Source organism: Sulfitobacter sp. IGS-18, assembly GCF_059628195.1.
The window spans coordinates 2812505-2827381 of record NZ_CM184556.1 but is presented as its reverse complement, the minus strand read 5'-3'; the positions used below and the strand labels follow the sequence as shown (position 1 = coordinate 2827381).

Annotated in this window: 10 protein-coding genes; 7 read left to right on the top strand and 3 right to left on the bottom strand. The window is 63.2% G+C overall.

The genetic code is table 11. The annotated features are described in order from the left end of the window. Positions 1 to 65 precede the first annotated feature (65 nt). On the bottom strand, positions 66 to 1550 hold the full coding sequence (locus tag ACWNZ3_RS13570; RefSeq protein WP_496900274.1) for a CRTAC1 family protein: 1485 nt from the start codon (positions 1548 to 1550) through the stop codon (positions 66 to 68). Continuing rightward, positions 1547 to 2812 (bottom strand): ROK family protein, encoded by a 1266-nt coding sequence (locus ACWNZ3_RS13565; RefSeq protein WP_496900273.1) that lies wholly within the window; start codon positions 2810 to 2812, stop codon positions 1547 to 1549. The genes ACWNZ3_RS13570 and ACWNZ3_RS13565 overlap by 4 nt, the downstream gene beginning before the upstream one ends. Before the next feature lie 208 nt (positions 2813 to 3020). Between ACWNZ3_RS13565 and xylF the strand changes: the two genes are divergently transcribed. From xylF to xylB, 4 genes are all read left to right on the top strand, one after another. Beyond that, entirely contained in the window at positions 3021 to 4052 is a 1032-nt protein-coding gene (gene xylF / locus ACWNZ3_RS13560) for a D-xylose ABC transporter substrate-binding protein (protein ID WP_114275931.1), read from the top strand. A 139-nt stretch (positions 4053 to 4191) separates the two neighbouring features. Beyond that, a complete protein-coding gene (locus tag ACWNZ3_RS13555) occupies positions 4192 to 5493 on the top strand; it encodes a sugar ABC transporter permease (RefSeq protein ID WP_496900272.1) in 1302 nt (433 codons plus the stop codon). Further along, complete coding sequence (locus tag ACWNZ3_RS13550) at positions 5494 to 6243, top strand: ATP-binding cassette domain-containing protein (RefSeq protein WP_496900271.1); 750 nt, start codon at positions 5494 to 5496, stop codon at positions 6241 to 6243. Next, on the top strand, positions 6243 to 7679 hold the full coding sequence (gene xylB, locus ACWNZ3_RS13545) for a xylulokinase (RefSeq protein ID WP_496900270.1): 1437 nt from the start codon (positions 6243 to 6245) through the stop codon (positions 7677 to 7679). The genes ACWNZ3_RS13550 and xylB overlap by 1 nt, the downstream gene beginning before the upstream one ends. A 235-nt stretch (positions 7680 to 7914) precedes the next feature. On the opposite strand, the gene ACWNZ3_RS13540 is transcribed toward xylB, so the two are convergent. Continuing rightward, entirely contained in the window at positions 7915 to 11313 is a 3399-nt protein-coding gene (locus tag ACWNZ3_RS13540; protein WP_496900269.1) for an indolepyruvate ferredoxin oxidoreductase family protein, read from the bottom strand. A gap of 136 nt (positions 11314 to 11449) precedes the next feature. Between ACWNZ3_RS13540 and ACWNZ3_RS13535 the strand changes: the two genes are divergently transcribed. The 3 genes from ACWNZ3_RS13535 (at position 11450) to ACWNZ3_RS13525 (ending at position 14730) form a co-directional block, all read left to right on the top strand. Then, on the top strand, positions 11450 to 11902 hold the full coding sequence (locus ACWNZ3_RS13535) for an Lrp/AsnC family transcriptional regulator (protein WP_496900268.1): 453 nt from the start codon (positions 11450 to 11452) through the stop codon (positions 11900 to 11902). Positions 11903 to 12008: 106 nt separating this feature from the next. Then, positions 12009 to 13121, top strand: a complete 1113-nt coding sequence (locus tag ACWNZ3_RS13530) for an S-(hydroxymethyl)glutathione dehydrogenase/class III alcohol dehydrogenase (protein ID WP_114275969.1) — start codon at positions 12009 to 12011, stop codon at positions 13119 to 13121. Between the two features lie 400 nt (positions 13122 to 13521). After that, on the top strand, positions 13522 to 14730 hold the full coding sequence (locus tag ACWNZ3_RS13525; RefSeq protein WP_496900267.1) for a hypothetical protein: 1209 nt from the start codon (positions 13522 to 13524) through the stop codon (positions 14728 to 14730). Positions 14731 to 14877: the final 147 nt, after the last annotated feature.

Sequence of the window (14877 nt, the reverse complement as noted above, 5' to 3'; positions counted from 1 at the left end):
GTCAACACATTGTTAGAAAACATTTTTGTTTGGTTAACGCCGCGCGCGCGGGGCGGGATACCTTGCTAGGGCTTTTCGATGAGGTGGGTCATGCCCGCGCTGAGGTCATGTGCCGTGCTGCTGCCATCGGGCCAGGTGACCGTGACTTTCGCACTCTCCGCCGCGCCCAATCCGAAATGACGCGGCAGCATCTGACCGCCCGCGTGACCGCCGCCGATCACCTGTTGCAGGGATTGCCGCAGCGGACCGCTGCGCAGGTCGATCACGGCGCCTATGGCATCGCGGTTGCCATCCTTCTGCTTCAGCGTAATGCCAAGCCAATGGCCCGTCTCGGGGGTCACGTTGCGATAGATCTCAAGCGGGGCGCGGCGGTTCAGCACCATCAGGTCAAGCCGCCCGTCGCCATCGAAATCCGCCAGCGCCGCGCCGCGTGACCGTTTGACGGTGGCCACCCCGGCCTCTGCCGCGCTTTCGGTGAAAGTGCCGTCGGCTTGTTGCATCAGCAGGTTGTTGGGGTCGCGGGTGGCCAGGCCCGGCATCTGGTCCACGTTGCCCTTGGCAATGAACAGGTCGGCGCGGCCGTCATTGTCCACATCGCCGAATTCGGCGTGCCATCCGGTGGAGGGGCGTCCGTCACCGCCGGTATGGGGCCGCTGGGCATAGGTGCCGATGGCATAGGGGGCGGCGGAATAGGTGCCGTCGGGCTGGGCGATCTGCAACAGCTGGTCGCCCATGGAGGTCAGCATCACCTCGTCCGCGCCATCCCCGGTAAGATCGCGCGAGGCGATCCCCATGCCCCAGAGCGCCACGTTCTGCCAGCCGTCCTCCGGCCCCAGGAAACGGCGCTCCGCGATGTCCCACATCTGTTCATGGCCGCCCTTGACGTAATAGTGCCGGTCGTTGGAGATGCGCAGCGTCTGGCGGCCCCGTGCATCCCGTGCTGCCAGCATCGACAGGGGGCAGAAGCCCGGCGAGAGCGGCGCGGCTTCATATCCGCCCGCGACGGGGCGCAGAATGGTGTTTTCATCGCAGGCCTCGAAAGGGCCATCGGGGTCGTTGCGGTCCACATAGTTGCCGATGGCCAGGGTCGGGCGGCTGTCACCGGCCTCCCACCATGCGGTGAAAGCCGTGCTCCACCGTGTATCGGCTGGGATGCCCCATTGCGTGGTGGCATCCGTAAAGCTGCAATCGGCACCGCCGCGCAGGGCGATGTTCTGTCCCGCGCGCAGAACGAAAAGGTCCATCCGCCCGTCAGCATCCATGTCGATGGGATAGGCCCCGGTGACGCCGGTCAGCGGGGGCAGGGGGGCGGCTTCAAACCGGAAATCACCCCGGTTGCGGATCAGGGTGGCAGAGGCCTCTCCGCCTGCGGCAAAGATGTCGGGCAGGCTGTCGCCGTCGCAATCGAAAACCGCGACGCCGCCGCCGACAAAATGTTCCCAACCGCCGGTATAGCTGTGCGCGGGCAGGGCGCCGGACATGTCCTCGAACAGCGGGCCGGCCTGGGCCGTGGTGCCGAGGAGGCAGGCGAGCAGGAGCGCGCGTTTCATGTTGTCTCCCCTTCTCCGCCGATCAGCGTGTCGGTCAGTGCCGCCAGCGCCAGCGCGGTGGCGCCCCGCGCCCAGACCAGATCGCCCCAGGCGTGGATCGCCACTTCGCAGGGGGCGCGGCCCTCTGACAGGGTCAGCTCCTGCATCTCCGTCAGCACTTCGGTGGCATAAAGGTAGTCGTATTGCATCCGCTCCCCCGAGAGGATGATCAGCTCAGGATCGAACAATTGCACGACATTTGACAGGCCGACAGACAAATACCGCCCGGCGCGTTCAAAGATGGTGCGCGCGGCGCGGTTCCCGGCCTTGGCATTCTGGAACAGGGTTTCAAGCAGCATCTGGCTGCTTTGCGGTGTGTCGGTGCCGGGGCCGAGGGCGGTTGCGGCCTCGCGCGCCAGCGCATAATCGGCCAGATAAGCCTCAAGACAGCCGCGCTGGCCGCAGCGGCAGAGCGCGCCGTCAAGCTGCACCTTGGTGTGGCCCAGTTCCAGGCCCATGCCCCGCGCGCCGCGATAGAGGCGGTTGTTCAGCACCAGCCCCATGCCGACGCCGTTTTCGATGGTCACCACCGCGAAATCGCTTTTCTGCCGTCCTTCGCCGAACCAGAGTTCCGCAAGGGTCAGCATATTGGCGTCATTGTCGATATAGACCGGCATGTCGAAGCGCGTTGCAAAAGCCGCGCGCAGGTTCTGGTCGCGTTCCGACAGCAGGGCCGACCATGCGATGGTGCCGGTATCGAATTCGACGATGCCGGGCATGCCGATGCCGACGGCGCGGATGTCGGCAAGGGCCTTGCCGCTCTCGGCAAGTATCCGGTCGATCAGCGCGCCGATCTCTTCCATCAGCTGCGACATGGAGTGAACGGCCTGGGTGGTGGGCAGCGCGGTATCCGCCAGGATATTGCCCGCAAAATCGGTCAGCACCGCGGTGTGCCGGTTGTAGGACAGCTTGATCCCGATGACATGGGCCGCGTCGGGCACGACCTGCAGCGCGACGGGGGGGCGGCCGCGCCCGGCCTCCCGCGTCATGCCGGTGACCTCGCGCAGCAATCCCGCCGCAATCAGGTCTGCCGTGAGGGTGGTGGCCGAGCCTGCGCTGATATCAAGCGCGCGGGTGATGTCGGCCCTTGCAGCGGAACCGGATGCGCGTACATAATCGAAAATCTGGACACGCAGCGGGGTGTTAGCTGCCCGCCCTTTGCTCAGTTGCGGCCCGCATCCTTGCAGCGGGCTCTCTGCGAGATCAGTACTATGGCCGTCCATAAATTCAGTCTCTAAACATAAATAACCCGTCAATGGGCCGCTTCTCATGATTTTGGCGAAGACTTTGGCGTTTGGGAAGGAAAATCTGTGAATATAAGAGCGTTTTGAGAATTATTATTTTGACAGCTAAAATAAATTGAGCGACCTTATTCTCAGGGTCAACTGACTCGCCTCCTGCGCGACAGGGGGAATCATAAGGGAGGACGACATGTTCAAAAAAATGCTCGCGGCTGGCGTTGCGGTCGCAGGTTTCACATCATTCGCCTGGGCGGATAGTCACAGCATGACGGTCGGCGTGAGCTGGTCGAATTTCCAGGAAGAGCGCTGGAAAACCGATGAGGCCGCAATCAAGGGCGCTCTGGAAGCTGCCGGCGCGACCTATGTCTCCGCCGATGCGCAATCATCCTCGGCCAAGCAATTGTCGGACGTGGAAAGCCTGATCGCCCAGGGCGTCGATGCGCTGATCATTCTGGCGCAGGACAGTGCCGCGATCGGCCCCGCCGTGGATGCCGCCGCGGCCGAGGGGATTCCGGTTGTCGGCTATGACCGCCTGATCGAAGACAGCCGGGCCTTCTATCTGACCTTCGACAACGTGGAAGTGGGCCGGATGCAGGCCCGTGCCGTGTTCGAGGCGCAGCCGGAAGGCAATTACGTGATGATCAAGGGCTCGCCCACCGATCCGAACGCGGATTTCCTGCGTGGCGGCCAGCAGGAAGTGCTGCAGGAGGCCATCGACGCGGGCAAGATCACCATCGTCGATGAAGCCTATACGGACGGCTGGCTGCCTGCCAACGCGCAACGCAACATGGAGCAGATACTGACTGCGAACGACAACAACGTCGATGCGGTTGTCGCCTCCAACGACGGCACCGCCGGTGGCGTTGTCGCAGCGCTGACCGCGCAGGGCATGGAAGGCATCCCGGTTTCCGGTCAGGACGGCGACCACGCCGCGCTGAACCGCGTCGCCAAGGGAACACAGACCGTTTCCGTCTGGAAGGACGCGCGCGAGCTGGGCAAGGCTGCGGGTGAAATCGCTGTGGCCTTGGCCGGCGGCACCGAAATGTCTGCCGTCGAGGGCGCGCAGGAATGGACATCGCCGGGCGGCACCGTGCTGACGGCAAAGTTCCTGGCCCCGGTGCCGGTGACCGCCGACAACCTGACCGTCGTGACCGACGCGGGCTGGATCACCCAGGAGGCCCTGTGCCAGGGCGTGACCGACGGTCCTGCACCCTGTAACTGACCGTGATCCGGGGGCGGCCCTCGCCGCCCCCGAGATATCATTCAGCCGCGCGCCGCGCAGCTGATGCACACCCCCTGATTCCGCACCGCGCCGCACGGCCCTGCAGGGGCCCGTCGCGCCATATGCGAAGGCCATAGACATGACCGATTCCACGACCGACACCCGGCCAAGCCCGACAGCCCCCAAACGCAGCTTTCTGAACTCGCTTGAGATCGACACCCGTTTGCTGGGCATGATCGGGGCTTTCATTCTGGTGGCGCTGGTATTCAACGTATTGACTGACGGGCGTTTCCTGACGCCGCGCAACATCTTCAACCTGACGATCCAGACGGCTTCGGTCGCGATCATGGCGACGGGGATGGTCTTTGTCATCGTCACGCGCCACATCGACCTGAGCGTCGGCGCGATCCTCGCGGCCTGTTCGGCGCTGATGGCGATGACGCAGGTGCGCTGGTTGCCGGGCCTCGGGCTGGAGATCGGCCATTGGGCGATCCCGTGGATCGCCATCACCGTGGGTGTGATCTTTGGCGGGATGATCGGGGCCTTCAATGGCTGGCTGATCGGATACCAGGGCATTCCCGCCTTTATCGTGACGCTGGGCGGTTTCCTGATCTGGCGCAACGTGGGCTGGTATCAGACGGCGGGCCAGACCATCGGGCCGCTGGACAGTACCTTCATGACCTTCGGCGGTATCAACGGAACCCTTGGCGGACCGCTGAGCTGGGGGCTGGGTGTCATCGCCATCGCGGCCACCGTGATCCTGATCTTCAACGCCCGCTGGGTGAAGGTGGCGCATGACTTTCCGGTCAAGCCGCTTTGGGCCGAGGTGACGCTGGCGGTGATCGCCACCGCTGCCATTGCGGGGTTCATCGCGATCCTGACCAATTACGGCGTGCCGGAGCGGGTGGTGGCGCGCGACCCGGCGAAATACGGCTGCGAGGTGGCCGAGGGCTGCAACCCGGTCTACGGGCTGCCGATTTCGGTGCTGCTGCTGCTGGGCATCGCGGTTGTGATGACCGTGATTGCGCGGCGCACCCGCTTTGGCCGCTATATCTTTGCCACCGGCGGCAACCCGGATGCGGCGGAGCTGTCGGGGATCAATACGCGGTTCCTCACGGTCAAGATCTTTGCCCTGATGGGCGTGCTCTGCGCCATTTCCGCCATCGTCGCGTCCTCGCGGCTGGCAAACCATTCCAACGACCTTGGCACGCTGGACGAATTGCGCGTGATCGCGGCGGCAGTTATCGGCGGCACCGCGCTGTCGGGGGGGATCGGCACGATCTATGGCGCGATCCTGGGCGCGCTGATCATGCAGTCGCTGCAATCGGGCATGGCGATGGTGGGGGTCGACGCGCCCTTGCAGAACATCGTGGTGGGTGCGGTGCTGGTCTTTGCGGTCTTTATCGACATTCAGTATCGCAAGAGAATGGGGGCCAAGTAAATGACGACACCTTTGGTCGAAATGAAGAACGTCTCCATCGCCTTTGGCGGGGTGCAGGCGGTGGACAATGTCAGCATCAACCTGCACGCAGGCGAGGTGGTGGGGCTGCTGGGCCATAACGGGGCCGGAAAATCGACCCTGATCAAGATGCTGTCGGGGGCCTACAAGATGGATTCCGGCGAGATCTGGATCGAGGGCAAACGTGCCACGATCCATTCGCCCCGCGACGCCCGCGACTACAACATCGAGACGATCTACCAGACGCTTGCGCTGGCCGATAATCTGGATGCCGCCTGCAACCTGTTTCTGGGACGCGAGTTGATCACCGGGCTCGGCTTTGTCGATGACGACCGGATGGAGGCGGAGACGCGCAAGATCATGGCGCGGCTCAACCCCAACTTCAAGAAGCTGAAAGAGCCGGTGTCGGCCCTGTCGGGCGGGCAGCGCCAGTCGGTGGCGATTGCCCGCGCGGTCTATTTCAACGCCAGGATCCTGATCATGGATGAACCTACGGCGGCGCTGGGGGTGCATGAGACCGCGATGGTGGCCGAACTGATCCAGGAGCTGAAGAAACAGGGGCTGGGCATTTTCCTGATCAGCCATGACACCCGCGAGATGATGGAGCTGTGCGACCGCGTGGCGGTGATGAAGAACGGCCAGATGGTCGGCACCGAAAGGGTCGAGGATGTGACGGAGGATGACATCCTGTCGATGATCATCCTGGGCAAGAACCCGCGCGAGGCCGCCTGATGTTCATCGGCCTTGATCTGGGAACATCCTCGCTGAAGGCGATCCTGATAAATGACGCGCATGAGGTGCTGGCGGAACATGCGGTGCCGTTGAGCGTGCAGCGCCCCGGCACAGGCTGGTCCGAGCAGGACCCGCAAAGCTGGTGTGACGCGGCGGTGCAGGCGCTGGGCGCCCTGGCGGCGGCGCATGATTGTTCGGGCGTCGCGGGCATCGGCCTGTCGGGGCATATGCATGGGGCCACGCTGATCGGTGCCGATGACGCACCGCTGCGGCCCTGCATGCTGTGGAACGACACCCGCAGCCATGTGCAGGCCGCCGCGATGGATGCCCGGCCGCAGTTCCGCGAGATCACCGGCAACATCGTCTTTCCCGGCTTTACCGCGCCCAAGGTTGAATGGGTGCGCGAGAACGAGCGGTCGGTTTTTGACAGGATCGCCAAAGTGCTGTTGCCCAAGGATTACCTGCGCCTGTTCCTGACCGGCGAACATGTGTCGGAAATGTCCGACGCCGCCGGAACCGCCTGGCTGAACACCGGCACGCGGGACTGGTCCGATGAGCTGCTGGCGGCGTGCCATCTTGGCCGCGCGCAGATGCCGGCGCTGGTCGAAGGGTCGGAGGTTTCGGGCCGGCTGCGTGCCGATCTGGCGGCAGAGCTGGGCCTGCCGCGCGCGGTGGTGGCGGGCGGTGCCGGGGACAATGCGGCAGCGGCCATCGGGGCAGGGGTGGTGCGCGATGGCACCGCCTTTTTGTCGCTGGGCACCTCGGGTGTGCTCTTTGCCGCCAATGACGGCTATCGCCCCGACCCGGAGACGGCGGTGCATACCTTCTGCCATGCGGTGCCGGACACCTGGCACCAGATGGGGGTGATCCTTGCGGCCACCGATGCCCTGGAATGGCTGGCGCGGCTGACCGGGCAATCGGCGGCCGATCTGACCCGCGATCTGGGAAATGTGCAGGCTCCGGACCGGACGCTGTTCCTGCCCTATCTGGGCGGCGAGCGCACACCGCATAATGATGCGGCGATCCGGGGGCAGTTCCTGCATCTGGATCACGCCACCGATGCCCGCGCGGCGGCCCGTGCGGTATTGCAGGGGGTCAGCTATGCCTTTGCCGATTGCAACCTCGCCCTGGGGGCAACCGGCACACGGATCGAAAGCGCGCTGGCGCTGGGGGGCGGGGCACGGTCGGATCATTGGTTGTCGATGCTGGCCAGCACCCTGGGCTTTCCGCTGGAGGTGCCGCAGGCGGGCGATTTCGGTGCGGCCATGGGTGCGGCGCGGCTGGGTCAGATGGCCGCGACCGGAGCCGGGGCGGAGATTGCCGCCAAACCCCCGATCGCGCGCAGCATGGCACCTGACCCGGCCCTGAGCGATGCGATGGCCGATGGCCATGCGCGTTACCGGGCGGCCTATGCGGTGATCCGGGATCTGGACTGAGAGCTGCGGCCTGATCCGGCCCGCGCGCCGGGGGTGATGACCCTTTGAGCGCTTGCCGTGCCTTGCCGCGCGCCGGAGTTTTTGAAAACTCCGGGCCGTTTTCTTTGAAGAAAACGTAAGGCTGGCGGCAGCACTTGTGCCTGGGTCCGGCGCTTTCGGCTGTCGTTTCCCTGATTGTGCCTTGCCGCGTGCCGGAGTTATTGAAAACTCCGGGCCGTTTTCTTTGAAGAAAACGTTACGCCGACAGCAGCGCCTTCACCTCGGCGCGGATCTTTTCAGCCGCCTTTTCCTTGACCGGACCGTAGCCGCGGATTTCCATCGGTGCGGCGAGCAGGGCCAGTTTGTCCTCCTCTGGCAATGCGCTGCGGGCCACCTGGTCCAGCAGATCCGCGTACCAGCCGATCAGCGCCACTTCCAGCCGCCGGTCCGCCCCGTAGGAAAACACATCCGCCCAGCTGCCGCGCAGGCGTTTCATCCGGGCCAGCAGGCGGAAGGCAGACCCCATCCAGGGGCCAAAGCTCTTCTTGAAGGGGCGGCCACGGGTGTCACGGCCGGTGGGCCAGATCGGCGGGGCGAGGTGGTATCTGACCTTGTAATCGCCCTCGAACTCCTCGGCGATGCGCGCCGCAAATCCGGTCTGACTGTGCAGGCGGGCGACCTCGTATTCGTCCTTGTAGGCCATCAGCTTGAACAGCGATTTCGCTGCCGCGCGCTGCATGGCATCGGTCGCGCCGGTATTGGCGAAACGGGCCAGTGTCTCAGCGTAGCGGCGGGCATAGGCGGTGTCCTGGTAATCGGTCAGGAAATCCATGCGCCGGTCGATCAGGCCCTGAACCGTCTCATCCGGCGGGGTCGGTTGGGGCAGGGCCAGCTTGCCCGGGTCCGCCGCCATGACGCGGCCATAGGCAAAGGCGTCCTTGTTGCGGTCGGGGGCCACGCCGTTCAGCTCGATCGCCTGATAAAGCGCGGTGAGCGAGACCGGCACCAGACCCTTCTGCCAGGCAAAGCCCAGCATCATCACATTGGCAAAGACGGCGTCGCCCATCAGCCGTTCGGCCATGGCATTGGCATCGAAGGCAGAGAGGTTCCCGGCACCGACAACGCCCGCGATGACCGCCTCGCGCCTGTCCATCGCCAGATCGGCATCGCGGTTCAGCACCAGGTCGCCGGTGGGCATTTCCGCCCGGTTCAGCACGATCCGTGTACCCCTGCGGTAATGGGCCGAGGCCTTGGGTGCGGAGCTTACCACCATGTCGCAGCCGATCACCGCGTCGGCGTGGCCTTCCTCGATCCGGACCTGATGCACATCATCGGGCCGGTTGGCGAGCCGCACATAGCCCAGCACGGTGCCGAATTTCTGCGCGAAACCGGTGAAGTCGAGCACGGAGGCGCCCTTGCCCTCCAGATGCGCCGCCATGGAGATCAGCGCGCCCACGGTCACCACGCCGGTGCCGCCGACACCGGTGACCAGCAGGTCATAGGGGTCGTCGAGGTGCGGCATCTCGGGGTCGGGCAGGGCGGCGGCCATTTCGGCCACGTCGAAACCGGCACCGGATTTGCGGCGGCGGGTGGCGCCTTCGATGGTCACGAAAGAGGGGCAGAAGCCGTTGAGGCAGGAATAATCCTTGTTGCAGGTGCTCAGGTTGATCTGGCGCTTGGTGCCGAATTCGGTCTTTTTCGGTTCCACGCTCAGGCAGTTGGATTCCAGCGAACAATCGCCGCAACCTTCGCAGACCAGATCGTTGATCATCACGAACTTCGGCGGATCCTCAAGCGTGCCGCGCTTGCGCTTGCGGCGTTTCTCGGTGGCGCACATCTGTTCGTAGATCAGGACGGTGACGCCCGGAATGTCGCGCAGCTCGCGCTGTACCGTGTCCAGGTCGCGGCGGTGGTCAAAGGTGGTCCCCCTGGGAAAGTCGCCCTGCGTGAACTTTTCCGGCATGTCAGAGACAATGGCGATGCGGGTGACCCCCTCGGCCCGCGCCGCCTGCGCAATGCCGCTGACAGAGACCGGGCCGTCCACCGGCTGGCCGCCGGTCATGGCGACGGCGTCGTTATAGAGGATCTTGTAGGTGATATTGGTCTTGGCGGCCACGGCCTGCCGGATCGCCAGCGAACCGGAGTGATACCAGGTGCCTTCACCAAGGTTCTGGAAGACATGCTTGCCGCCGTTGAACATCGAGGTGGCGATCCAGGGCACGCCTTCGCCGCCCATCTGGGCAAAACCGGCGGTGTCGCGGTCCATCCAGGAGGCCATGACGTGGCAGCCGATGCCGGAATTGGCGGTGGAGCCTTCGGGCAGCCTGGTCGAGGTGTTATGCGGGCAGCCCGAGCAGAAATAGGGCGTGCGGGTGGCGCCGGGCACGTTGAGCAGGGTGGGCGGCATGTCGGTCAGCGCGCGGGCCTTGTCCTGCAGACCCTCGCCGGGGAAGAAGGCATGCAGCCGCGCGGCGAGGATCGGCACCAGTTTCAGCGGCGACAGCTCGCCGGTCCAGGGTACCAGTTCCTCCAGGTTCTCGTCGTGCTTGCCGACCATGCGCGCGGGCTTGGAGCCGGGCCAGTCGTAAAACGCTTCCTTGAACTGGCTTTCGATGATGCCGCGCTTTTCCTCGATCACCAGCACTTCGCGCTTGGAGCGGACAAAGGCCAGCGCATCGCGCCGGGCCAGCGGCCAGACCATGCCGACCTTGTAGATGTCGATGCCAAGCGCGCGGCAGCGGTCCTCGGTCAGGCCCAGCAGGCGCAGCGCCTCCATCAGGTCAAGATGCCCCTTGCCGGTGGTCACGATGCCGAAGGAGGCGTCGGGCAGGTCGTAGATGCGCCGGTCGATGGGGTTGGCCTCGACAAAGGCCTCGACCGCCTCAAGTTTGTCGTGCAGGCGGGTTTCGATCAGCGGCGAGGGCAGATCGCCCAGCCGCACATGCAGCCCGCCCTGTGGCGCGGTATAATCGGGCTGGAGGAATTCGCGGTCCGGGGCCAGATCGACGGAGGCACCGGATTCCACCGTTTCGGAAATCGCCTTGAACCCGACCCAGGTGCCGGTGAAGCGCGACAGGGCAAAGCCGTATTCGCCGAAGGTCTGATATTCGGCAACGCTGGCCGGGTTCAGCGTGGGCATGAACCAGGCCATGAAGGCCACGTCGGATTGATGCGGCATGGAGGAAGAGACGCAGCCGTGATCGTCACCCGCCACCACCAGCACGCCACCCTTGGGGGCGGAGCCATAGGCGTTGCCGTGTTTCAGCGCATCGCCCGAGCGGTCCACGCCCGGTCCCTTGCCGTACCACATGGAAAAGACGCCCTCGACCTCCGCATGGGGGTCCAAATGGGCCTGCTGCGCGCCCAGAACGGCGGTTGCACCAAGGTCTTCGTTCACCGCAGGCAGGAATTTGATGCGGCCCGCGTCCAGGCGCGACTTGTTGCGCCACATCTCCTGATCCAGACCACCCAGCGGGGAGCCGCGATAGCCCGAGACGAAACCGGCGGTGTTCAGCCCCGCCGCCTGATCGCGCCGTGATTGGTCCAGCATGATGCGCACCAGTGCCTGCGTGCCGGTCATGAAGACGCGCCCGCGCGGCAGCGCGTAGCGGTCGTCCAGCGCATAGGTGGAAAAATTCTGGTCCTGCTTGGTCATGTGAAATGCCTCCTGAAAGGTCAGTTTAGCGCAGTTTTGCCGGTATTTGTTGTCTATTCTCGCTTCGTCCCTTGTGATATCCGGGTGAATAATTCATCAGTACGCCCTCTGGTGAACAGATAATTCAGGAAGGTAGATGGAAGCCATTGATCGCAAACTTGTGCGCCTGCTGCAGCAGGACGCCCGTCAGTCCAACGCACAGCTGGCGGAAAAGTTGAATATCTCTGCCTCGGCCTGCTGGCGGCGGGTCAGGGCGCTGGAAGAGGCAGGGGTGATCGAACGCTATGGCGCGATGGTGAATCCGGTTGCGATGGGCCTTGGGTTCGAGGCGATCGTGCATGTGCATCTGACCCGCCACGACACCCAGGCGCTGGCGCGCTTCATCGCGGCGGTGCAGCTGCGCGAGGAAGTGACGGAGTGTTTTGCCACCACAGGGCAGGCGGATTATCACCTGCGGGTGCTGTGCCGGGACATCGACGCCTACAATACCTTCCTCGAAGATTTCCTCTTCGTGCAGCCCGCCGTCAACTCGGCGCAGACCAATGTCGTGCTGCGGCGGATCAAGTCGAATGCGCCGCTGGGCGGCTGAGCCCTGTCACCGGCTGGTATTTCTTGCCCGACAGGCGCGCGCCGCTTGACATCGCGGCCCAGCTTGGGCCTTTTGCCAGAAATTCAAAACCGGAGGACTCCCCATGATGAAGACCCGTGCAGCCGTCGCCGTTGAGGCAGGTAAACCGTTAGAGATCATGGAAGTGAACCTCGAAGGGCCAAAGAAGGGCGAGGTCTTGGTCGAGATCAAGGCGACCGGGCTTTGCCACACCGATGAATTCACCCGTTCGGGCGACGATCCCGAAGGCATCTTTCCCGCGATCCTGGGCCATGAGGGTGCCGGTATCGTGCTGGAAGTCGGCGAAGGTGTGACGACGCTGGAACCGGGCGATCATGTGATCCCGCTTTATACGCCGGAGTGCCGGCAGTGCGAATATTGCCTGTCAGGCAAGACCAACCTCTGCCAGGCGATCCGCGTGACACAGGGGCAGGGGCTTTTGCCGGACGGGACCACGCGGTTCTCCATGCTGGATGGCACGCCCATCCATCACTACATGGGCTGTTCCACCTTTGCCAATCACACGGTGGTGCCGGAAATCGCATTGGCCAAGGTGCGCAAGGATGCGCCTTTTGACAAGATCTGCTATATCGGCTGCGGCGTGACAACGGGGATCGGGGCGGTTATCAACACCGCCAAGGTCGAGATCGGGGCGCGCTGCGTGGTCTTTGGCCTTGGCGGCATCGGGCTGAACGTGATCCAGGGGCTGCGGCTGGCGGGTGCGGACCAGATCGTCGGCGTTGACCTGAACGACGACAAGGCCGAGATCGCGAAGTATTTCGGCATGACCGACTTCGTCAATCCCAACAATGTAGAGGGTGACATGGTCGCGCATCTGGTCGAACTGACCGGCGGCGGGGCGGATTACTCCTTTGATGCGACGGGCAACACCAAGGTGATGCGTACCGCGCTGGAAGCTGCACACAAGGGATGGGGCGAAAGCATCATCATCGGTGTGGCTGCTGCCGGGGCCGAAATTTCCACCCGTCCCTTCCAGCTGGTGACCGGGCGGGTCTGGCGCGGCACGGCCTTTGGCGGTGCAAAGGGCCGGACCGATGTGCCGCAGATCGTCGATTGGTACATGTCCGGAAAAATCGAGATCGACCCGATGATTACGCATAAATTGACCCTGGATGAGATCAACTACGGCTTCGAGTTGATGCATGAAGGAAAGTCCATTCGCGCGGTAGTTGAATTTTAACGGATGACTTTATCGTCACATATGCTATAAAGCTGCCGAAAGACCTGTTTTGTTTCGCAACCCGTAGAGCGAAGCAAAACAGGGTCTGAACGACTCCAAGGTCTGAACGGCCTTGTGTTCCGGTGCGAGTGTGGCGCTGTATGCGGCCTGCGAAAATTCAGTAATGTTAATCCTTTCGCCTACAACTTGCAGGCGAGCGGCACATTTTGGGCGCTTTTCCCACCGGTTCCCCGTGATTTCCGAGATTCAGCCCCCGGAAGTGCCTGATTTTGTTGGCTACGTAAATTTAATTAAGATTCAGTTAATAGAACGGGTCCAATCCGTAATATTGAGAAATCTCGTCAAAATTTATTCGGATTCTCCGCCTACAACCATAGGGGTACTGGTTTGGAGAAGTGAAATGACCAATTTTAGGAAATCCCTGATCGCGGCGATTCTGCCCATTACGATGACAAGTGTTCCGGCACAGGCTCAGATCATTGATATTGATCTTGACCTGGGGGCCCTTCTGGGTGTCGGCCTTTGTATCGGGGGGGGATGTGACGACGATTTTGAATCGCCCGATGACGAACTGACACTGGCAGGCACAGATGTCAGTATTCTGTTCAACGATACCTCGGTGTCGCCCGCGCCCCTGAACGACTGGCGCATCAATATCAACGACAATGATCCGACCGGCGACAGCTATTTTGCCATCACGGATGTCACCGGGGGCCAGCAACCCTTCCGCATCATGGCGGGAGCGCCGGGCAACGGCTTTATCCTTGATGACACCGGCCATGTCGGTCTGGGCACGCAATTCCCGATGCGGGATCTGCACCTGACGGCCACCGACAGCCCCGGCATCCGGCTTGAGCAGACCGCCGGTGGGCCGGGAGCCCAGATCTGGGATGTGGTTGCCAATGAAAGCAACTTTCTGATTGTGGATGTGACCCACACCAAGATTCCCTATGTCATTGAAGCGGATGCGCCCAATGACAGCCTGATCATCACGGAAACTGGCAGGGTCGGTTTCGGTGTTGCGGCACCGGAGGAGCAGCTTCATATCCGCTCGAACGCGCCGGATACTGATGCATTTGCCCTGTTCGATGCCAATGGCAGCGGCTCCGATGCGGCCTTCCGGCTGCGCCAGAACGGCCTGATCCCGACAACCTGGGAATTCCGCAACCAGCAGGACTCGGGCCGTCTGAATATCGGCATTGCGGGCGGGAACACACCGCTCAAGATCGACGATCAGGCCGACAACAACCTGCTGCGTCTTGGCTCGAACAATGAAACCGATGTGGTCCGGATTACCGGGCGTCTGCTGGTCAACGATGTCGCGCTTTCCGTGCCGGACTATGTGTTCAAGGATGACTACGTGCTGCGGCCCCTGTCAGAGGTGAAGGCATTCATTGATCAGAACAGCCACCTGCCGGAAGTGCCCTCTGAAAAGGACATCGCGGCTGGCGGCGTGGACATGACCGGCATGCAGATGGCCCTGCTGAAAAAGGTCGAGGAACTGACACTCTACACCCTGCAGCAGGAAGATGCGATCACGGCGCAGAAACAGGAGAACAGCGATCTGCGTGATCGTCTGGCCCGGGTCGAGGCGCTGCTGACCGAATAAGGACGACGGCTGACAGCCAACCGGTCCTGTGAAAGGACCCACGCGGCATCCATTTGAATTTCGGCCCATGATCCGGGGCCAGAAATGAAAATGGGTGCCGCTTCTTGCGTTTAGGATTGCGCCTGTGCCCCCGGGCATGCCTGCGGT